We start from the raw sequence: 20321 nt of genomic DNA on the forward strand, positions 1-20321 counted from the left end.
CACCTGCGTTCGAGCTCTAGCAACAAGAGCTAGCCACTTGAAACAGCCAAATTATTATTCGCCATGCCTGACGCGTTCCTGCCCGCCATCAGTATTGAGCATGCATTCGCCGATTTTGTTCGTGCCTTTGGCGGAGAGGTACTAGAGGACACCCTAGGCACGGGAGTCAGCTTCAAGAACGCAGACTACCTATTCCAGCAAGTCGGCGTTATTGGGGAGCTGAAACGGCTCGTTTCCGACACAACCGACGATGCAGGAATCCAGCGAAAGATCCAAGAGAAGTTTGATCGATGGATGGCGGATGGGAGCATAGGGCTCGCCTATGGACAAAACCGAATTAACTCGCGCCTACTTCCAGAGCATTGCCAGCGTGAACTCATCGACATATTTCGCCCAGCGATCCAGCGTCGGATCGTAGAAGCCAATAAGCAGATCCGCAGCACCGCAGCGGAGCTTGGAATTGAAAATGCAAAAGGGCTATTGCTCATCGCCAACGACGGAAATTTCGGCCTAGAGGCGGACGCGGCCCGTTACTTGATTGCGAAAGCAATAGGGAATTCGTGCAGCTCCATACACTCGATCATCTACTTCACGGTAAACATGCGGGCCTCCAGCCCCATGACGGACAAGGACGCACTGGTGTGGATGAACCTCAACCGTCGCTCAATACTCGCCCCTGTCGATCCAGACTTCCTGAAGCAGCTCTTCGATGGCTGGCTTAAATATCTTGAGAGCATGCTGAGTGCCGCGATCGACAAGATCGAGGCAGACCGCGCGGATCTAGACACCATACGGCTCATCCGTCCCCAACTGAAGTCGTGAGGGGTTGGGAGAAACTTGGTATTGATTCACGGACACGGGAACCGGCACCCCGCCCGGCCCTAGTTCAACCATCTCCGTGGGGCGACGGCAGACAGGTGCGACTGTGAGCGATTCCTTCATCGAACTGGACCGGACCTTCCACCTGAGCGTCGCGACCGGCGCAAAGAACGACGACGTCGACCTGACGCAACCGTTTGGTCGGCGTGGCCAGATGACGTGGGCCGATCTGCTCGCCCATCCGCGCGTCGTGATTCTGTCCGGCGGCGGCGCGGGCAAGACCTTTGAAATTCGACATCGCGCCAAGCTCTTGCACGCCGAAGGCCGGATGGCCTTTTTCCTGCGCATCGAAAACGTACTCGCCGAATTTGCCGGCGCGTTCGACAAGGCCGCTGGGAACCATGAGCAGTTCCTGCAGTGGGTCAAGTCTGGCGACGAAGGTTGGGTATTTCTGGACTCGGTCGATGAGGCCCGACTGAAGAGCCCGAAGGAGTTCGAGCGGGCGATCAACTATGTTGGTCGCGCACTCGAGCCCGTCTTGCAGCGGGTGCACATCGTCATCACTGGACGGGAAGCCGCGTGGCGAGCGCGCACGGATCGCGAGCTGATTCGCGAACACTTGCCCTACGAATCATCGACACCGGCGGTCACGCAAGCCCAGGGCGAGGAGCCGCCGGCGCCGGGGGGCGACAACGAAGCTTTTGAAACCGACGAAGGGATGGTCGACGAGCTCGACACAGAGGATGACGATTACGAAGCAATGGGCGACTATGCAACCGAAGAGACCATGGAAGAAAAGGAAGCCGATGCGCCGGAAGTGGAGTCGAACTCGGTCCTGATCGTTGGTTTCGACACATTAAACGACAAGCAGATCGAGACTTTCGTGCGCGCCAAGAAGGTCGCCGATGCACCCGGCTTCATGAGGGCAGTCGAACGCAAACAAGCGCAATCTGAGACCGCTCGTCCACTCGATCTGGAAGGCTTGGTCGACTACTGGAATGCTAACGGTAAGATCGGCGATCAATTTGAACTCACGGAAGCCACCATCACCCGTCGCCTAGCCGAAGTCGACCCGGACCGAGCGGAAGCGACCACGCTGACCCGTGATCAACTGCGCCAGGCAGCACGCACTCTCGCTGTGGCAAACATGCTGATGCAGGCGCCGGAGATTCGCCAGCGGGATGCCCCCGTCGAGCTGCGCGGCGTCGAACCCGGCGACCTCCTCGATTGGTCGGAAAAGGATATTCGCACGCTGCTGATGCGGCCGCTATTTGTAGCCAGCCAGTTCGGTGCCGTTCGCCTGTACGTGCAGAAAGCCCGTGAGTTCTTGACCGCGGAGTGGCTGCAGAGCCGCCTCGTCGACCATGCCTCCCGAGCCCGAATCGAAGCACTACTTTTTCGAGTTCAATACGGTCAAGAGGTTGTCGTGCCGGCGATGCGTGGCGTCTTGCCGTGGCTCGCCTTGCACGACCCCGACATACTGGCACGGGTTCGCCGCGTGGCGCCCGAGGTCATGTTTGAAGGCGGCGATCCGAGTCGACTTCCCCTCGACATGCGCCGCGACTTGCTCAGCAAGGCGTGCACCCAGCTGGCGAGCAACCCTGGACGCAGTTCCCTGACCGATTTCCAAGCCGTTCAGCGGTTCGCGGCGCCGGATCTTGCCGATCACATTAAGGCGCTGCTGGCCGCCCATCGCGACAACGACGATGTCGTCTATTTCCTGATTCTCATGGTCTGGCAGGGTGAGATTGCTGGGGCTCTCGACGAAGCCAAGCAAATCGCCAGTGGCGCGGCCGACTTCAATGTGCGTCTGATCGCCCTGCGCGCGATCGCGGTGCTTGGCACGGACGTCGATCTAGCGTCAGTCCGAACGGCCTTATTAAGCGGCACCACGCCACCCGACCGTGAGTTGGTTGCCGAGGCCATCGAGACGCTGCCTTACGATGCTGCCGGCGTCACTTGGTTGCTGGAGGCCTGCGTTGGCGCAAAACCTAGGCAGCGCCACAGCATCGACCCGTTACCTGACGCTGTGGAGGCTTACGTCGCCAGTATGCCGTCCGAGCTACTTCCGCAACTCGTCGAAGGCCTCCAGACATTGATGACGCCAGCTGTGGACCCCGACGACGACGATGGTCGGGGACGCCTGTCGTACAGCTGGTTGACGGGCGCGGCCATCGCCGCACTGGATCGACTCGTGCAGGCCAAGGACCCCGTCACATTGCAAGCACCGGCGATGGCCTTGCTACTACGGATTCCAGCCGCGGTGCGGTTGGGCGACAGCGGCGACCGCGAAGACAGTGCGCGCCTGGCGGAACACGTGAGGGCCTGGGCAGCGATCAATCGCGCTCTGTTCTGGGCGGACGTGGAAGGCACTCGTGCGCGCCGGCTAAAGAAGTCGGGTGAAGCGTTGGTTAACTTCTGGGCAGTTGGTATCTTCGGGCATTACTGGAGTCTGACCACTGATGACTTTGACTTCATCGAAGGGGAAATCGGCGATCGGCCCCTGCTGGAAGATCGTCAGGTTGCCTTGTCCGCAGCTTTCATCCTATATCGGGACAATGGCCGCCTGCCCCACTGGCGCCAGCGCTTGCGCCGTCGCGTCAAGGGCGTGCTTGAACTCGAGGCCGCGCTGGCGGTCATGTTCGGCCCTCAATCCGAGGAGATTAAGAAGTGGCGACGGCAAGAGGCGCGGTGGAAGGAACGCTCTGCACGCAAGGCCGCTAAGCTCGACGCTAATCGGAAAGAGTGGCGCGAGTATCTGAAGGCGAACGTTGACACTTTGCGAACACCTCCTACAGGTGGCGGCATTCGCAATAGTCAGCACTACTTATCTACACGGATGCGCGAGTTCGACAAGAACTCGTCACGCTGGACTGATGGCAAGTGGCGATCGCTGATTCCCGAGTTCGGCAACGACGTCGCCACAGCGTTTCGCGATGGCGCGATTGCTTTCTGGCGAACAAACACGCCAAAACTGCTTTCAAATGGGGCAGAGGCTAACAGCACACCGGGGACCACCGTGTTTGGCTTGACCGGTCTGCTGCTTGAGTCGCGCGAGTCGCGCGACTGGGCAATGCGCTTGACGCCGGACGAGGCCGACTTGGCTACGCGTTATGCGGCACACGAACTGAACGGCTTCCCGCCGTGGCTGCCGCAGCTCTTCGCAGCCCACCCGGAACCGGTGCTGCGGGTCGTACTGGCCGAAATCGACTACGAACTTGGCGCAGCGGTCGCGATCGACAGTCCCAGCCACTACATGCTGAGTGACGTCAGCGGCGTCGGTAATTGGTTGTGGCCTCGTCTCGCGCGCGAGTTGCTTAAGCGCCTAAACTCGCCAGTGCCAAGCGCGACGCACTTGCGCCAGATCCTGATCATTCTAGCCGGGTCGGATGTGGCTGATGCGGAAATCGCAGCACGCGCGAGGAAATACACCACAAGCATGGAAGGTGAGCTCGCCGCAATCTGGTTTGGGGCCTGGATCGGCGTGGAGCCCGAGCAAGCGCTGCCGGCGCTGGCGGCCCGTCTTGCGTCTCTCCCCGACAAGGCACAGCAGGTCGAGTTTGCTATGCATTGCCTTACCTCGCTCGCCGGTGGGCATCGTAAGCGCCGTGTCTCGCGCGAGGCTTACCACACCGTCCCTCATCTGACGACGCTGTTCCTGCTAATGCATCAGTACATTGTCGAAGACGAAGATCTGCAGCGGGCTGGCAAAGGCGTCTACAGTCCCGTCCTGCGCGACGATGCCCAAGAGGCGCGCGACGCGCTGCTCGCTCCGTTGCGCGACACGCCTGGCCAGGACGCATACTTTGCGCTCCAACGAGTCGCCAGCGAGCATCCCTCCAAGCGCGGTCGCGACTGGGCCGCACGGCTGGCGCGGGCACGAGCCGCCGCCGATGCAGACCGTCCCGGCTGGCTGGGCAGTCAAGTGCGCGAGTTCCAGCAGAGTTTGGAGCGCACACCGCGCACTCCCCAGGAGTTGTACGATCTAGCGATCGATCGTCTTCTCGATCTCAAGCACTCTCTCGAGCACGGCGAAACCAGCATCGCAGCGGTGCTGCTCGCACCCGAGGAAACCGCGGTCAGAAATGTCGTCGCTGATTGGTGCAAGACCCGAGGACTGGGGCGTTACCAGATCGCGCAGGAGGAAGAATTCGCGGACAAGAAGCGCACCGACGTCCGCTTTCTTGGAATGAATTTCGACAACCCAGTGCCCGTCGAATTGAAGCTGGCCAATCTCTGGACAGGGGCACAGTTGGCCGAGCGGCTCGAGAACCAGCTTTGCAACGACTACCTTCGGGATCAACGGTCCAGCCGCGGCATCTTTCTCCTGATGCATCAAGGCGATCGCCTCTACTGGGACCTGCCCGACGGCAGCCGCGTCAGGTCGGTCGAGGCGCTCTCGGAAGGACTGCTTGCACATTGGGCGAAGGTCGCGCAGAACTTTCCACACGTCCACGCGGTGCACGTCATAGGGATCGATCTCACCTTGCGCTCCAAGCCGAAAGGACGAACCGCGACCAAGAAGCCGGCTAAGAAGACTGGAAAGACAACCGCGAAGAAGTCCAGCAAGAAGGCCGCAAAGAAGATCACGAAGAAGGCGGCAGAAGAATCAGTAGCAAAACCCAATGAACAAAAGGCTACCGCGAAGGCGGTGAAGCCGGCAAAGAAGGCGATTACCGCAGCCCAAAGAAAACGTGCCAGCGCAGCTCGCAAACCCGCCAGGGAAGATGGGAAACGCTCGCCGGCCTCGCGACCTCGTAATCGGCGTGCGTAGCCGGCCGCGAACTCCAGGCACAAGCTCCATGTACTGATTCTCACAACTACTGACGGACGCCAGGGAACAATGGCACATAAGGCCGAACTAGACTTTTTTAACGTGCTCGTGTCTGCCCTACAAGAACCCGCGCAGACCAGAGAAAGCTTGATGGCGCGAAAGATGATGGCGCGCGTCCTGACTGAAGGATGGATCTACCGAGCAGACGCGGAAGACTTACTCCTAGCGCTGGATCATCGCCTAAGCAGCCACGGCGCCGGCGACGCGGTTGCACTCGCCAGCTTGTTCGAACTCCCATTCTACTCAGTCGGCACCGTGCCGAAGGTACGTGCCAACTCTGTGGCCATGTTTGACGCGCTGGGCGCGGCAGATCTCGCTCAGCTGCTAATCCAGCTTGAACGCCTAGGGTTCAGCACTGATCCGTCCACCTTAGTTGATGGCTTACTTCCCGCTATTCGTGGCAAATCACTTATCACTTCCGCGGAGCTAGACATCCTTTGGTTTAACCGACGTCGCTGGAAGGGAGCCCCCGCCGTTGTAGTTGCTCGTGATGAACGATATAAGCCACGAGTCGGGCGCAAAACATGGGTCTCTGCAACCGGCTACAAGACCGAACTATGGTTCGACCAAGACGACAATCCCATTGAGCTCGTGGTTCGCGGCCCTAAGTATCGCGCCCAGCCAGAACCATTTGAGATTGTTTGCTCGGAGTGTGGTGATCGTTATTTACGCAGAGATCCGGATTCCAGCGCCCGACACCGGAAAGAGCATAAGGAGCGGATGCACTATTTGCGTCCACAACCACTCCCAAAAATGCTTCGAGCGTTGTCGACTGAGCAGGACCCTGAATTGGTAACAAAGCACTCTTCGCGCTGGAAGCATCGAGAGATTTATTTGCGAGCGCGAGCGTTCCGCCGCGAATTCCACTACGACTTCGTGCAGTGGCAGTCATTGCGTGGGAATGACGACCCCAACGTATGCGGCTATCTATTCACAGACACCAACGGGGCAATTGTTGGCGCTTGCGCTTTTTTTCTGCACGAACAGGAGGATGCATCGCGGCGCTGGGGGCTTCAATGGATATGGATATGCCCCGACGAACGTCGGCGCGGGCACTTAGATCGCCGCTGGGCGTTCTTTAGGAAAAAGTTCGGTGATTTTGAGATCGAAGGGCCGGTTTCAGATGCCATGCGACAGTTCGCGCAGAAGCACGGCGATAGCCATCTGATCGAGGGTTAGGGGCTCTTGTAGGTAGAGAGCCTCGAGCAGTGCACGGCACATCGGCCTTTAGCCACGCCAGCAATTGACCGGTCTTCCCGGCAAACGAAGAGCGCCGCCCTCAGAAAACTCTCACCAATAAAATATCTTATCGACAAAGAGAGCGGCTGACGGTGTTATCTGCTCTCGACAGAAGCCGATGATGTTTACATTCGTGAGAGTGACGATACGTCTGTAAAACTGAAACAGCTCATTCTCGAGACCCCAGAAAACGCACACCGACTCTTGGATCTACTTGCCCGCGTAGCAACGAACCTTCACGACGGATTCCACTCGATAATTTCCGTTACACCATACCCCTTGAGTGGGCCAGAAAGCGAGGCGCTTTAAGCCGTAAGTAACCGAAGCCTGCGTTAGCAGGCGCGCGACACTCGTAACGCCACAATCGCATGAGTGCGCAGAAACGAGAACCCAGTGCTAATGAACTACTCGCGCCCTTCAGTAGCGACCGATGCTCGGATTCACCGAAGGAAACGAGCGTCAATCGGACCCCCTCCCCATCGTCCCAATGACACAGCCGATAGAAGATTTCGATCTTCTCCTCCGTGTGCGGGGCAATATCGCCCTCGCGCCAATCGGGCATTCGGATCTGGTCAGCTTTGATACCAGCTTCGCGTAGCTGGACAGCCATCGTGGCGACGGTACCGGTCCTAAGCTCACGACCATCGGTGAACTTGGCCACCAAATGGTCGCCGGCCGCTTCAATCGTGACTAGGAATGCCATGACTATAGTGATACCCCTGGTCGGACTCGAGCCGACACCGGCCGCTTATCTGGAGCTACGGATATAAAATCCGCTGCTCTAACCATTGAACTACGGGGCGTGATCGTTGCGATCACGCCGGTACTCGATGCGCTAGCTAGTTGGCATGCATCTAGGCGACCAGTATTCCTCTTGCGAGCATCACTATCCTCCTGATCTGGGCGGTCGAGTACGCAGTGCGATCGCCATGCCAGCGAACGTATCAGCCCGCCTGCTTGCGCACCTCGAAGTCCCGGGACGTGGCAGGCCGCATGCGGACAAAGTCCGCTTCCGATAGGACGCTAAACGCCTGAGTAAACGGCGCGTAGAGAAGGATACACCAAGCCCCACTCGTCAATTCCGCAGCGTAGGGATGATGGATTTCGCCGTGGGCATCAACGCGATCGATGCGGAGCAGTCGGGGCCGTGGATAGTGACGAGTGTCTTCGGACCGCCGCGCCCTCATCATCGTGTGGACGACCACATGGGGGTAGCCTGGATGCAGGCCGCGATCGGCCTCTGCCAGCGCATCTCGAATGGCGTCCTCGTGACTTTGGAACGCGGCTGCGATGGCCTGTTCGTCGAAGATTACTTCCGGTACCGAATAGGGCGGACCGCGGAACCATGGCGCGTCCAGCTCAGGTCGCAACTCGATCGCCACAATAGAACGCTGACCGATATCGGTGCAGCGCCAGTGTTGGCCGGTGCAGGTTTCAAATTCGGTCCCAATAGAAAAGTCGGCGTGCTTCATCGCTGCTCCTGGCGATGCACTCATCGGTGTCGCGGCTCTACGATCAACGGGCGAATTCTAGCGCCTCGTCGACGGGATCGTACCGGTGCATCGAGCTCAATCGTTCGAGAGGCACTGTCGCGAGCAGCTCGGACCGCGTTTTTCCTATCCGTGGCGACGACGTACTCGCCCCGCTCCACGACGGCACCTTGCGTGGGTCACGGACGATGGTGCCCCTGGTCGGAATCGAACCGACGTGGACGCGCTTATCTGGCGCGTGCTCTCACCGGAGTATAAGGCCGGCGCTCTGACCAACATGAGCCACAGGGGCGTGATCGATTCGTGCGATCACGCCAATATTCGGGAGTCGAGGTAGTAGGGGTGGGTCATGAGCGCCTACGTTAACGACACGCAAGCGATCCAGCAAGCGCGAGCGGACTGCGACACCCTGGCTGCAGGGAGAAGGCAAGCTAGACGAAAGTATCGAGCCAAGACAACTTTCCTTTATGCACGCTGCATAAAACGAGCCGCCAGATTGCGCAGCGCTCAAATCACGCCAAATGATGACAAGTCAACGAAGCCCTCGTTTGCAGTTCCACTGCGAAGTTGATCTTGGCGCCGCCTGGCACGCGCGAGGCGACCACGATGGTCTATAGGAAAGTCGATTGCTCGTTACTTGTAGCTCAATTGGAGTAGGTGCGCGAGCTTAGCCTTGAGCGCGCTAATTCGCCGACTATCGGGGAGTAAGCCCGCGAGCATGACGTCTAATTCAGAGGTCTCCGCGTATGTGGGAACCAGGATCATGTTGGGGTTGCGGCGCTCCTCAAGGCCCGGAATCGATGCCTTGAGTCCCTCCATAGCTTTCCCAGACCGAAGGAATCCAGCACGTTGCGTTGAGTTCCATTCGTGGATATGCGCATCCCATTCAGGTCGCCCATCAATCGGCTCGGCCAAGAAGACGAGTTCGAGCGGGCCGTGATCCCACCGGTTCACTTGCGTGACTTCGGCCTGATGGAAGTGCGCGTTGGACATGTGTCGCATAGATAGATAGCTCGGATAAGAAGTACCTATATCCGGCAGCAGAACGCCGGATTGTGTCTTTACCGGACCACCGATGATCGCTTTATCCGATTTCTGGGGCTTGTCCCACGCCGGGCCGAGCACCGCCTCAATCGAGCATGGGGCGACTTCAGCCCGAAACAACTAAGCAGTTGTCTGTGTCAGTGCGCGCCATATCGGCGTTTAACCAGGTCAGCAACTGAGCAATCTTCCTGGCAGGAGACGAGTCGCCCCTGCAGAGAACTCTTGTTGATCAATCAATTGGGCGAGAAGGCGGGACGCTGACGCGATTAGCTGCCCTCGACACCGAAGGCCCGGTCGCCGTCGCAGGGGGAGCAGAAAATTAACAAACCAAATCAAGCACTTATTAGACCAAACCAGGCGTGTCCGGGGAGTGAACCACGGTGAACACCCCCGCCGCTAACTGAACGGCTTTCCGTGGACATGGGGCTGCGCCCCGACGCCCCAAGCCCTGACCTTCGGCAGGGGTGATAACGCTTACAGGCTAGCCGCCGCTCATTACAGGAGCGTCTCGCCGGCGCGGGTCGGCGGCGGCGCCAGCCCCCCACTCCGCGCCCCCGCCCGGCTAGGCCGCAGGCGCCCTAGCCCGGGCGCTCGCAGCGCCCGAACAGATCGCGCCCGGGGTCGTACACCGAGCTGCGCACCTGCATCAGGCCCAGCACCGAATGGAACAGGTTGTCGTGGCTGGCCGGCCGCCCGGCCTCGCGGCGCAGGCAGACGGTATCGACGCCGCGGCTGGCGGCGAAGCCCGGCGACAGCCACATCACCATCGGCACGCGCAGCTGGGTCTGCGGCGCGATCGCGTAGGGCACGCCATGCAGGAACAGGCCGTTCTCGCCCAGCGATTCGCCGTGGTCGGACAGGTAGATCATCGCGGTGTCGCGCCCGCTCTGCGCGGATAGGAAGCCGATGGTGCGGGCCAGGAAATCGTCGGTGCCCAGCACGGCGTTGTCGTAGGCGTTGACGATCTCCGCCGGCCAGCACTGGCCCAGGTCCGCGGTCTCGCACACCGGCGTGAACCTCTTCAGGCGCGGCGGATAGCGCTTGTAGTACGCCGGGCCGTGATTGCCCAACTGGTGCAGCACCACCACCACGTCGCCCGGGCGCTTGGCCAGCTCCGCGTCCAGGCCCTGCAGCATGACCTCGTCGTGGCAGCCTTCGGCGGTGCAGAACGGCGCCTGTGTGGCGTGCTCGAAGGACTCGAAGGCCAGGCCGTCGCAGACGCCCTTGCAACCGGTCTGGTTGTCGCGCCACAGGGTCTTGAGCCCGGCGTACTCGAGCACGTGCAGCAGCGACTGCGAATGCTTGATCCGGTCCCTGTCGTAATCGGCGCGGCCCCAGGGCGAGAACATGCACGGCACCGAGACCTCGGTGCTGGATCCGCACGCGGTGACGTCGGGAAAGTTGATCGGATCGATCCTGGCCAGCTCCGGCGTGGTCTGGCGCGCGTAACCGTTCAAGCCCCAGTTCTGCGCACGCACGGTCTCGCCGACCACGATCACCAGCAGACGCGGCTTGGCGCCCGCGGGCCGGCCGACGACCTTGGCGTCCTGGCCGATCGGCGCGCGCGCGCGGCCGTTGGCGGATCGGTCCTCGAAGGCGACCCGCGCCAGCGACATGACGTAGTTGCCCGGCGTGATCAGATGCCGCAGCTCGCGATGGTTGCGCATCAGCGACGACAGATTCTGGAACGACAGCAGGGCGGCGGCGCAGGCCAGCGCGAGCGCGCCGACCAGGCAGGCGGCGCGGATCAGGACCGCACGCTTGAACGTGCGCGGCTTCAGGCGCACGCGCCAGACCAGCAGCGACGGCAGCACGCCGTACAGGAACAGCGACGGCAGCAACCGCCACGAAATCAACTCGCCCGACTCCTTGCTGTCGGTGTGCAGGATGTTGCGGATCATGTCGGTGTCCAGGTACACCGTGTATTCGCCCATGTAGCGCACCGCCATCGCCGTGGTCAGCAGCAGCACCACCAGCAGCGGCTTGGCGATCGGCCGGTACAGCACCAGGCACAACAGCAGCATGTTCAGCGCCGCGACCATCGCGAACAGGCTGACCGCGCTCAGCCAGCCGCTCGGCCCGTGCAAGGCGCCGGTCCTGGCCACGGCGGCGAAGAAGGAGCCGTTGCAGAACACGGTGAAGAACAGGCTGGCCACCAGCGCCAACGCTTCCAGGCTCAGCTCCGGGCGATAGGACAGCAGCGCGCTGCGGCTATCCGGCTGGGCGGCGCGCGGCCGCGCGATCGCGCTCACGAAGCCTGCTGCCGACGGGCGCCGAGCGGGTCGGCCTCGATGCCGCTCCCGGCACCGGGCGCCGCGAGCGCATCTGGCTGGCGCGCCACGGCGTTGCGCCAGAACAGCCGGTACATGCCCAGCGCGCTCAGCCAGCAGATCGTCGCCGTCCACAGATCGTGCGAGAGGAAATGCGCGCCGCGCAGCTGCTGGCCGATGCCGAACAGCAGGCCGGCCGCCACGCCGATCGCCAGGCCGAGCCAGCGCAGGCGCGGGCGCACGGTCAGGAAGAAGAAGTACAGGGCCATCCAGGCGTAGCCGCCGCTGGCGTGGCCGGCCGGAAAGCAGACGCCGCGCGAGAGGCCGACCGGGCGCAGCCCGAGCAGGCCGACGTAGGGCCGGTCGCCGCCGTAACGCAGCAGGTCCCAGGGGCAGTCCATGTTCGACCAGGACTTGACCCAGGCCACCAACGCCGTCGCCAACAGGGTCGAAAGCAACAGGTAGGCCAGCGGCTTGCGCAGCGGCGCCAGGCCGGCGCGCAGGCGCGCCACCGCCCAGGCCACGGCCACCGCCAACCAGACCGCGGCGCTGAGGTCGCGGCCGCCGATGTGGATCAGGACCTGGGTCGCGAACGCGTCCTTGAGCGCCCAGCGATGGCCTTGCCAGGCATACAGCCGGTCGGCCACCCAGGTGTCGCCGTGCAGCAGCATCAGGCCCACCGCGAGCACGGCGAAGGCCAGCATGGGCAGCCAGAAGTGCGTGAAGTAGAAGCTTTCGTCGCGCGCCGAAGGGCCCGCGGCGATGCGGTCCAGGCCGGGGTGGCGCGCCGGCCAGGACGCGCCGCCGTGCATGCTGTGCTTGGGTGCCGCGGGAGATTTCATCGAAGGCCGCCGGTGCGAACCGGCGCGGAGTGGAGGCCGCGGCGATGATCGGAAGGCAGGTGTCGGAGAGCGGTCGGAAGCTGATTCGCTCTTCGTTAAACGCGGACGTCCACGCCCCGCGCAGCTAAACGCCGGCTGACCGCAAGCGCCGAATGCCGCCGGTCCGCACGACGGCGACAGCTCCGTCGGTCCTGCGCGCGAGGGAGTATCGTTCTATCCGTTCCGACATCGTTCCGACGCGACTTTGCCGACACTGATCAATCGGTCGCGATCCGCGCAAGGAGAATCCGCAGGTATGCGTGTGTTGGTGGTGGAAGACAACCGGAGCCTGGTCGCGAACCTGTTCGAGTACTTCGAGGCGCGCGGCTACACCCTGGACGCCGCGCCCGACGGCGCCACCGGCCTGCACCTGGCGGTGACCCAACGCTACGACGTGATCGTGCTGGACTGGATGCTGCCGCGCCTGGACGGCCACGGCGTGCTGCGCGGCCTGCGCGACGCCGGCAACGAGGTGCCGGTGCTGATGCTGACCGCGCGCGACGAACTGCCGGACAAGATCGCCGGCTTCCGCGCCGGCGCCGACGATTACCTGACCAAGCCCTTCGCCCTGCCGGAACTGGAAGTGCGCCTGGAGGCCTTGATCGCGCGCGCGCGCGGACGCGGGCGCAGCCGCGTGCTGCAGGTCGCCGACCTGCGCTACGACCTGACCACCTTGGAGGTCAGCCGCGACGGCCGCGCCCTGCACCTGTACCCGGCCTGCCGCAAGCTGCTGGAAGTGCTGATGCAGTCCAGTCCCGCCGCGGTCACCCGCGAACGCCTGGAGCATGCCCTGTGGGGCGACAGCCCGCCCGACGGCGACATGCTGCGTTCGCATATCTACGAACTGCGCCGCAGCGTCGACGGGCCCTATCCGAACAAGCTGATCCAGACCCTGCCGCGGGTCGGCTACCGCCTGGCCGAAGTCGCCGCACCGGACATGACCGAGGGCGCCCATGGAGGCTAAGAAGAGCAGCCTGCGCCGGCGCATACTGCTCAGTCTGCTCGCCTTCGCCGCGTTGCTGACGGTCGCGGTGATAGCGCAGGGCATCATCGTCAACGAGTATGTGGAGCGCCTCGTCTGGCAAACCTTGCTGGAATCCGAACTCGACCACTTCAGCGAGCGCAGCCGGGTCGATCCGAACTACCACTGGACCGACACCGCCAGCATCAGGCTCTACGACGGCCGCGATCGCGCGCGCATACCGGCCGAGTTGCGCGACCTTCCACCCGGCGTGCACGACGACATGCTGGTCGACGGCATCGAGCACGTCGCCTTGGTGCGCGACATCGACGGCCGCAGGATCACGCTGTCGCTGGACATCAGCGACCTGGAGACGCGCGAGCTCGACATGGCGCTGACCATCGCCGGCGCGGCCATCACCACCTTGGTGGCGCTGTCGCTGCTGATCGCACTGGGCGTGAACAGGTTGATGCAGCCCTTGAGCACCCTGGCCGAGCGCATCGCGCGCCTGCGCCCCGACCAATCCGGCCAGCGCGTCGACGTGCCGCACGCGGCCAGCCGCGAGTTGGTGGTGATCGCCGACGCGCTCAACGACTACCTGCAGCGCAACGAGCGCTTCGTCGAACGCGAACGGGTGTTCATCGACAGCGCCAGCCACGAACTGCGCACGCCGATCGCGGTGATCGCCGGCGCCACCGAACTCGCCCTGGACCAAGCCGACGTGCCCGCGCCGGTGCGCCACCAGCTCGGCCGGATCCGTCGCACCGCGCAGGACGTGGAGCGATTGATCTCGCTGCTGCTGGCCCTGGCCAAGGACCCGGCGCGCCTGGCCAGCGTCAGCGACCACGTCGCGCTCGACCAGCTGCTGCCGGAGATCGTCGAGGACCACCGCCAGCTCACCCTGGACAAGTACCTGCGCCTGAGCCTGGCGCCGCTGCCGCTGCCGCCATGCGAGATCGTCGCGCCGCTGCCGATCGTGCAGGCCGCGATCGGCAACCTGCTGCGCAACGCGATCGAGAACAGCGACCGCGGCGAAATCCGGGTGCGCCTGGAAGCGCCGGCGACCGTCGTCATCGAAGACCCGGGCCACGGCATGACGCCGGAAGAGATCAGCGCGATCTACGCGCGCATCGCCCGCGGCGGCGGCGATCGCGCGGGCGGCGGCATCGGCCTGGACCTGATCTCGCGCCTGTGCGAGCACCTGGGCTGGACCCTGAGCTTCGAGTCCGCCGTCGGCCGCGGCACCCGCACCACGCTGGTGCTGGGCGGTCGCGACGCCGGCTAGCGCTCAGCGCGGCTGCGGCGGGATCGGGCGCACCATGCGCGCGAGCAGATGATCGAGGACGGCCTGCGGCTGCAGACAGCGCCCGCTGTGCACCGGCGACATCTGAATGATGGAGCTGCGCTGCGCGGTCAGCCAATGGAAACGCGCGCGCGCCGGCAGCTCGCCGATCGGCCCGGAGCCCGGACCGCCGCGGCAGATGCGCTCGATCGCGGCCAGGTGCGCGCGCAGCGAGTCCAGGTCCAGGTTCGGATCCAGCGCCAGCACGCGCGCCTCGTCCAGTTCGATGCCGGCCTGGAGCAGGCCGGCGCCCGGGCACGAGACCAGCACGCCGACATTGACGAACTCGCCGCGCTCCACGCGCGGCACCACCCGCACCACGGCGTAGTCATAGGTAGCGCGATTGGGCACGGACGGCCTCCTCGACGAAGCCGGCGCGCTCGGCGACCCGGCACTGGAGATAGTCGGCATAGCCGCGACGCAGGGCCTGCGCATCGGCGAAACCGGGTTCGTCGCCCAACCAGGCATCGGGCAGCAGGCCGACGACGCGCTCGATCAACGCCGGCGTAAGCCGCGGCGCGAGCTCGGCATCGGCCTGGCGCAGCTCGCGCGCCAACGGCAGCAGCACATGGTCCTGCACCTGCGCGAACACGCCGGCGCTGGCGCGCTGCGCGCTGTCCCAGTCGTGATGGAAGTACAGCGCGGCGCCGTGGTCGATCAGGTGCAGGCGGCGGTGCCAGATCAGCAGATTGGTGTTGCGCGCGGTGCGGTCGACATTGCTCAGGTAGGCGTCGAACCAGACCACGCGCGAGGCCAGCGCCGGGTCGGGCTGGTCCACCAGCGGGTCGTAGTTGACCGCGCCGGGCAGGTAGTCCAGCGCCAGGTTGAGGCCGGCGCTTGCGCGGATCAGGTGCTGGATCTCCGGATCGGGTTCGGTGCGCGCCAGCTCGGGGTCGAGCTCGGCCAGCACGATCTCCGGCATCGGCAGGCCCAGGGCGCGCGCGAGCTCGCCGCCGATCAATTCGGCGATCAAGGCCTTGCGGCCCTGGCCGGCGCCGCGGAACTTCAGCACGTACAGGCCGTCGTCGTCGCCTTCGACCACGGCCGGCAGCGAACCGCCTTCGCGCAGCGGCGTGACATAGCGGGTGGCGGACACGGTTCTCAAAGGCGTGGTTCTCAGTCGCGTCGCGATCGCTCGGCCGCGGGCGGCGGCGTGGGCCGCCCACATTAGGTGGCGCGCGCGCAAAATCAAAGCGCCGTGCGCGCGGGCACCGCTCAGGCCGCGTCGCGCAGGCTGCGCGCCGCCGCCAAATCGTCGACCAGCGCATCGACGCGCGCCTCCGCGTCGGCGATCGACGCGGCCAGGCGCGCATCGGCGAACTCGTCGTACTCGATCGCCACGCCGTGCGCGTCGACGATGCCCAGATAGCCGAACGCGGTGCGCACGCTGGCCTCGCCGTGATTGAGATGGCCCAGGCGCGGCCCGTCGTAGCCATAGTCGCCGCGCGAGCCCAGCAGGACCAGGGTCTTGCCGGCTTCGGCCAGCAGCGGCCAGTAGGGTTCGGCGCCGCGGCTGCGGTCGAAGCCGAAGGTGCGGCCGACCCGCACCACGTTGTCGACATAGGCCTTGAACTGGGCCGGGACGTTGAAGTTGTACATGGGCAGGCCGACCGCGATCACGTCGGCGGCGATCAGCTCGTCGACCAGGGCGTCGCTCTCGGCCAAGGTCTCGCGCATCCACGGCTCGCGCGCGGCGGCGGGCGTGAACGCGGCATGGATCCAGGCTCCGCTGACCGGCGCCGGCGGCGACTGGCCGACATCGCGGTAGACCACCGGGTCCTGCGGCCGCAACGCCTGCCAGCGCCGCACGAAACGCGCACTGAGGCGGCGGCTGTGCGAGCCGTGGGCGTGGCTGTCGGAACCGTGGGGACGGGCACTGGCATCGAGGTGGAGCAATCGGGTCATGGCGGCATGTCTCGGGTTGGCACCGGAATGCATGAGCGATCCTCATTGATACCAGGATCGTCCTGCGCGGCTGATGAGTCCATTTGACGCGCATAGCCCGCGAGCGACAAACTCCGATTCCTCAGGCATCAGATGAGTTTTATGCATCCATGAACCCGCGCCGCCTGCCTCCGCTGGGCGCCCTGCGCGCCTTCGAAGCCGCCGCCCGCCTGGCCAGCTTCAAGCGCGCCGCCGACGAGCTCGCGGTCACCCCGACCGCGATCAGCCACCAGATCCGCTTGCTCGAGGAGCAACTGGGCGTGCGCCTGTTCGAACGCCGCACGCGCCAGGTCGCCCTGACCGCCGATGCGGCGCGCCTGTACCCGGTGCTGCGCGAGGGCTTCGACGCCTTCGCCGCCGCGGTCGCGGCGATCGCCGCGCGCCGCGCACGCCGCGCGATCACGCTGTCGGCGACGGTGTCGTTCACCGCCAAATGGCTGGTGCCGCGCGTGGCCGCGTTCCGCGCCGCCTGGCCGGAGTTCGACCTGCGCCTGCACGCCTCCGACGATCCGGTCGACCTGCTCGCCGGGGTCGCCGATGCGGCGATCCGCTACGGCCAGGGCCCCTACCCCGGCCTGGTCTGCCTGCCCCTGATCGAGGACCGTTTCGCGCCGGTGTGCAGCCCGCGCCTGCGCCTGCACGCGCCGGAAGACCTGCGCGCGCTGCCGCTGCTGCACGTGGAGTGGCGCCACCCGGCCGCGCGCACGCCGAGCTGGCGCGGCTGGTGCGAGCGCGCGGGCGTGGACGGCGTGGCCGTCGATGCCGGCCTGCGCTTCACCGACGACAGCCACGCGATCCAGGCCGCGATCGCCGGCCAGGGCGTGGCCCTGCTCAGCCTGGCCCTGGTCGCCGACGACCTCGCCAGCGGCCTGCTGGTGCAGCCCTTCGGACCCACCCTGGAAGGTTATCGCCACAACCTGGTGTATGCCGACAACGGGCCGCCGGGCGCGGAAGTCGCGGCCTTGCGCGACTGGTTGCTGGCGCAGATCGCGGGCGAGGCCGGCTAGCGCGCGGCCATCTGGTAGCGCCGTTCCTGGGTCAGGCCGCCATAGCCGTAGGCGGCGGCGCGGGCGTCGATGATGTGGATGTAGGAGGTCGGATGCAGATCGCCGATCAGTTCGGCCATGCGCGCATACACCTGTGCCAGATAGCGCGCCTTCTCGGCCTTGGTGTTGGTTTCGTCGGTGATGCTGATGTCGAGCTGGAACGCGTTGCGGCCGGACTCGCTCAGCGGCTGGCCGTCGATGATCCACTGCGCCGGGTCCAGGTACTGCAGGCTCAGCGCGATCAGCTCGCGCGGCTTGCCGAGCACCTCGACGGTGAGGTCGGCGATCGCGGCCGCGACCGAGCGGGTGAGCGCGGCGTCGGGCTGTCCGGAAATCGTCAGGGCGATGTGCGGCATGGGCTTGTTCCGATGAAGGGTGTGGGATCACACTAGCGCCGCGCCATCCACCGGAATAGCGGGATTATCGGATGGTTTCCATCGGAAATTCCGATGGTGACGCCATCCACGCCCCAACCGGAACCGCCCATGCGCAGTCTGGACCTGGAACAGCTTCGCTCCTTCGTCGCCGTGGTCGACGCGCGCAGCATTTCCGGCGGCGCGGCGGTGGTGTTCCGCTCGCAGTCGGCGATCAGCGAGCAACTGCAGAAGCTCGAGGCGGTGGCCGGCGCGCCGTTGCTGCTGCGCTCGCGCGCCGGAGTGCGGCCGACCCCGGCCGGAGAACGCCTGCTCGCGCACGCGCGCCAGCTGCTGGCGATCGGCGAGCTCGCGCTGCGCGATGTGCAGGAGCGCACGCCCGCCGTCGAAGTGCGCCTGGCGATCAGCGACTACTTCCGCCCGGCCGAGGTCGCCGCGCTGTTGCGCCATGTCGCGCGCGCCTGCCCGCAACTGCGCCTGCAGGTGACGGTGGGCCAGAGCGCGGCCCTGGCCGAAGGCCATGCGCGGCGCGACTACGACCTGGCGCTGGTGATGGAGATCAAGCCCGGCCGCGCCGGCGCCCGTCCCCTGCGGCGCGAAGCGCTGTCCTGGCTGGCCGCGCCGCACTTCCGCCCGCACCCGGACGAGCCGCTGGCGCTGGTGTTGCTGCCCGACAGCTGCGCAGTGCACCGCACCGCGGTACGCGCGCTGCAGCAGCGCGGCATCGCCCACGTCGTCGCCCACACCTGCAGCGGCGTGGCCGGCCTGCAGTCGGCGATCGCCGCCGGGCTGGGCGTGGGCTGCCTCAATGCTTCGGCGATCGTCGACGGCCTGGTGCCGGCGCCGCGCTCGCTGCGCCTGCCGCCGCTGCCGGCGATCGCATTCCGCCTGCTGGCGCCGCCGCGCGGCGCGCCAGCCGCCATGACCGAAGCCGACACGGTGCTGCGCGCCCATTTTCGCTAGCGCCGCGGGCGCGGCGTTTTGCCGCATCGGCAGCGTCCATCGCCCTGCCCAGCAGGGTCGGCTTCCTCGTCATCGGAACGCACGGCTTCGCCGCGCTCGCCGTCGCGATCGGCCTGGCTGCCCAGCCTGCGAAGGCGGTCAGTGCCAGGGTGTCGACCGCCGCCGCGGCGTCAGCGCAGCCCCATCCGCCGTGCCGTCGCCATGCGTGGCTGGTCAGGTTGAACGCCTGCAGCGGCGGCGCCGGCGAGGCCAGGCCCACGCGTTGAACCATGAACGCGATCGCCAGGCCCGCCTTACACGGTGACGGGTACGCGCGGGATACGGCGCCGATCGCGCGCCCGGCCTTGCGCGGGATGGACAAAACCTCACAGGCGCCGCTGTCGCGACGCCGCCCAGACGTATTCGTGTTCTCGCGACAGGCGGGTGTCGGGTGGTCCAGGCTTGACGGCCTGAAACCAGCCGTTGCGGCTGGGCTGGTCATTGCGAGCCTGGGCCCGGTCCGGACCAGGCCGCCCCGTATCGCGTTCGTGCGCCGATACGATGTCCGCCCTGCTCACGCACGGCGGGGCGGGTTGTCACAGAATCGGCGCGTTCCACGCCAACGCGTCGATCGCAGCCCCGCGCGTCGTTCATGCGTCCGTGCTCCGCGGCCGTGGATCGACGTGCGACGGGATTCGACGAGTATCCCTGCCGCACGTCTCGCGAAGCGCGCTCATGAGCGCACTAGAGCAGCATCAGCTCGGATCGCTCCTTGGTGGCGCCATCGACGAAATACAGCTTCTTCCCCGAATCGACTCGGTCTTCGACTACCTGATACAGGCGCAAGGCCTGGCGGATCGCGGCCGTCTTGCTGACGCCCTTGCGCACGCACAGATCCTCCAGGAACTGCATCTCGGTCCCGGCGAGATTCAGCGTCATCCTACGTCTGGTTTCCTTCATATCGCACCTCGAATAGAAAGTTGATTACGAATGCAGCAACGGCGCGCTTTCGCTTTGTAGTTGTCGCGCGCCGAATCATTTGCAGCGTTCCTTGTTGTTGTTTGACGTTCCTGTCGGTGTTGCTTGTTGCCGCTGTGTAGCCCTATCCATGGCGTGCGCCGTTCCGGCCGCACCC

General features: G+C 64.9%; 17 protein-coding genes and 1 tRNA gene. 7 read left to right on the top strand and 11 right to left on the bottom strand.

All coding sequences use genetic code 11. The features are described 5' to 3' along the window. Window positions 1-63 precede the first annotated feature (63 nt). From V1318_RS14135 to V1318_RS14145, 3 genes are all read left to right on the top strand, one after another. Window positions 64-822, top strand: coding sequence for a hypothetical protein (locus V1318_RS14135; protein ID WP_332940346.1), 759 nt, complete (start codon window positions 64-66; stop codon window positions 820-822). Between the two features lie 103 nt (window positions 823-925). Beyond that, the gene (locus V1318_RS14140) at window positions 926-5593 is read left to right on the top strand and encodes a hypothetical protein (RefSeq protein WP_332940347.1); all 4668 of its coding nucleotides are present in this window, start codon (window positions 926-928) and stop codon (window positions 5591-5593) included. Between the two features lie 69 nt (window positions 5594-5662). Further along, window positions 5663-6832: a hypothetical protein gene (locus V1318_RS14145; RefSeq protein ID WP_332940348.1), complete on the top strand. Its 1170-nt coding sequence runs from the start codon at window positions 5663-5665 to the stop codon at window positions 6830-6832. A 325-nt stretch (window positions 6833-7157) separates the two neighbouring features. On the opposite strand, the gene V1318_RS14150 is transcribed toward V1318_RS14145, so the two are convergent. The 6 genes from V1318_RS14150 to V1318_RS14175 form a co-directional block, all read right to left on the bottom strand. Beyond that, the gene (locus tag V1318_RS14150; protein ID WP_332940349.1) at window positions 7158-7595 is read right to left on the bottom strand and encodes a hypothetical protein; all 438 of its coding nucleotides are present in this window, start codon (window positions 7593-7595) and stop codon (window positions 7158-7160) included. Between the two features lie 241 nt (window positions 7596-7836). After that, complete coding sequence (locus V1318_RS14155; protein WP_332940351.1) at window positions 7837-8364, bottom strand: hypothetical protein; 528 nt, start codon at window positions 8362-8364, stop codon at window positions 7837-7839. Window positions 8365-8571: 207 nt separating this feature from the next. Then, window positions 8572-8674 (bottom strand) — tRNA-Ile (locus V1318_RS14160). Window positions 8675-9015: 341 nt separating this feature from the next. Then, window positions 9016-9507: a hypothetical protein gene (locus tag V1318_RS14165; protein WP_332940353.1), complete on the bottom strand. Its 492-nt coding sequence runs from the start codon at window positions 9505-9507 to the stop codon at window positions 9016-9018. Between the two features lie 497 nt (window positions 9508-10004). After that, window positions 10005-11678 carry a phosphoethanolamine--lipid A transferase gene (locus tag V1318_RS14170; RefSeq protein ID WP_332940354.1) on the bottom strand — a complete coding sequence of 558 codons (1674 nt, stop codon included), beginning with the start codon at window positions 11676-11678 and terminating at the stop codon, window positions 10005-10007. After that, window positions 11675-12538, bottom strand: coding sequence for a phosphatase PAP2 family protein (locus V1318_RS14175; RefSeq protein WP_332940355.1), 864 nt, complete (start codon window positions 12536-12538; stop codon window positions 11675-11677). Before V1318_RS14175 ends, V1318_RS14170 begins: the two co-directional genes overlap by 4 nt. Window positions 12539-12833: 295 nt before the next feature. On the opposite strand from V1318_RS14175, the gene V1318_RS14180 reads away from it, so the two are divergent. Continuing rightward, window positions 12834-13541, top strand: a complete 708-nt coding sequence (locus V1318_RS14180; RefSeq protein ID WP_332940356.1) for a response regulator transcription factor — start codon at window positions 12834-12836, stop codon at window positions 13539-13541. Next, on the top strand, window positions 13531-14823 hold the full coding sequence (locus V1318_RS14185; RefSeq protein WP_332940357.1) for a HAMP domain-containing sensor histidine kinase: 1293 nt from the start codon (window positions 13531-13533) through the stop codon (window positions 14821-14823). The genes V1318_RS14180 and V1318_RS14185 overlap by 11 nt, the downstream gene beginning before the upstream one ends. 3 nt (window positions 14824-14826) lie before the next feature. Here V1318_RS14185 and V1318_RS14190 read toward each other — a convergent pair whose 3' ends face one another. The 3 genes from V1318_RS14190 to V1318_RS14200 all read right to left on the bottom strand — a co-directional run bounded on the left by V1318_RS14190 (window position 14827) and on the right by V1318_RS14200 (window position 16785). Continuing rightward, window positions 14827-15231: a DUF3037 domain-containing protein gene (locus tag V1318_RS14190; RefSeq protein ID WP_332940359.1), complete on the bottom strand. Its 405-nt coding sequence runs from the start codon at window positions 15229-15231 to the stop codon at window positions 14827-14829. Further along, a complete protein-coding gene (locus V1318_RS14195) occupies window positions 15209-15985 on the bottom strand; it encodes a HipA family kinase (RefSeq protein ID WP_332940360.1) in 777 nt (258 codons plus the stop codon). Before V1318_RS14195 ends, V1318_RS14190 begins: the two co-directional genes overlap by 23 nt. A 110-nt stretch (window positions 15986-16095) precedes the next feature. Next, complete coding sequence (locus V1318_RS14200) at window positions 16096-16785, bottom strand: NAD(P)H-dependent oxidoreductase (protein ID WP_332940361.1); 690 nt, start codon at window positions 16783-16785, stop codon at window positions 16096-16098. A gap of 149 nt (window positions 16786-16934) precedes the next feature. Between V1318_RS14200 and gcvA the strand changes: the two genes are divergently transcribed. Continuing rightward, on the top strand, window positions 16935-17831 hold the full coding sequence (gene gcvA / locus V1318_RS14205; protein ID WP_332940362.1) for a transcriptional regulator GcvA: 897 nt from the start codon (window positions 16935-16937) through the stop codon (window positions 17829-17831). Here gcvA and V1318_RS14210 read toward each other — a convergent pair. Continuing rightward, window positions 17828-18226: a 4-oxalocrotonate tautomerase family protein gene (locus tag V1318_RS14210; protein ID WP_332940363.1), complete on the bottom strand. Its 399-nt coding sequence runs from the start codon at window positions 18224-18226 to the stop codon at window positions 17828-17830. The genes gcvA and V1318_RS14210 overlap by 4 nt on opposite strands. Window positions 18227-18355: 129 nt before the next feature. Here V1318_RS14210 and V1318_RS14215 point away from each other — a divergent pair, with 129 nt between their 5' ends. Beyond that, window positions 18356-19207, top strand: a complete 852-nt coding sequence (locus V1318_RS14215) for a LysR substrate-binding domain-containing protein (RefSeq protein WP_332940364.1) — start codon at window positions 18356-18358, stop codon at window positions 19205-19207. A gap of 723 nt (window positions 19208-19930) precedes the next feature. On the opposite strand, the gene V1318_RS14220 is transcribed toward V1318_RS14215, so the two are convergent. Further along, a complete protein-coding gene (locus V1318_RS14220; RefSeq protein WP_200943987.1) occupies window positions 19931-20125 on the bottom strand; it encodes a hypothetical protein in 195 nt (64 codons plus the stop codon). Between the last annotated feature and the right edge of the window lie 196 nt (window positions 20126-20321).

The organism is Lysobacter sp. CCNWLW3 (assembly GCF_036697405.1).
In the GTDB taxonomy this organism is placed as follows: Bacteria; Pseudomonadota; Gammaproteobacteria; order Xanthomonadales; family Xanthomonadaceae; genus Lysobacter.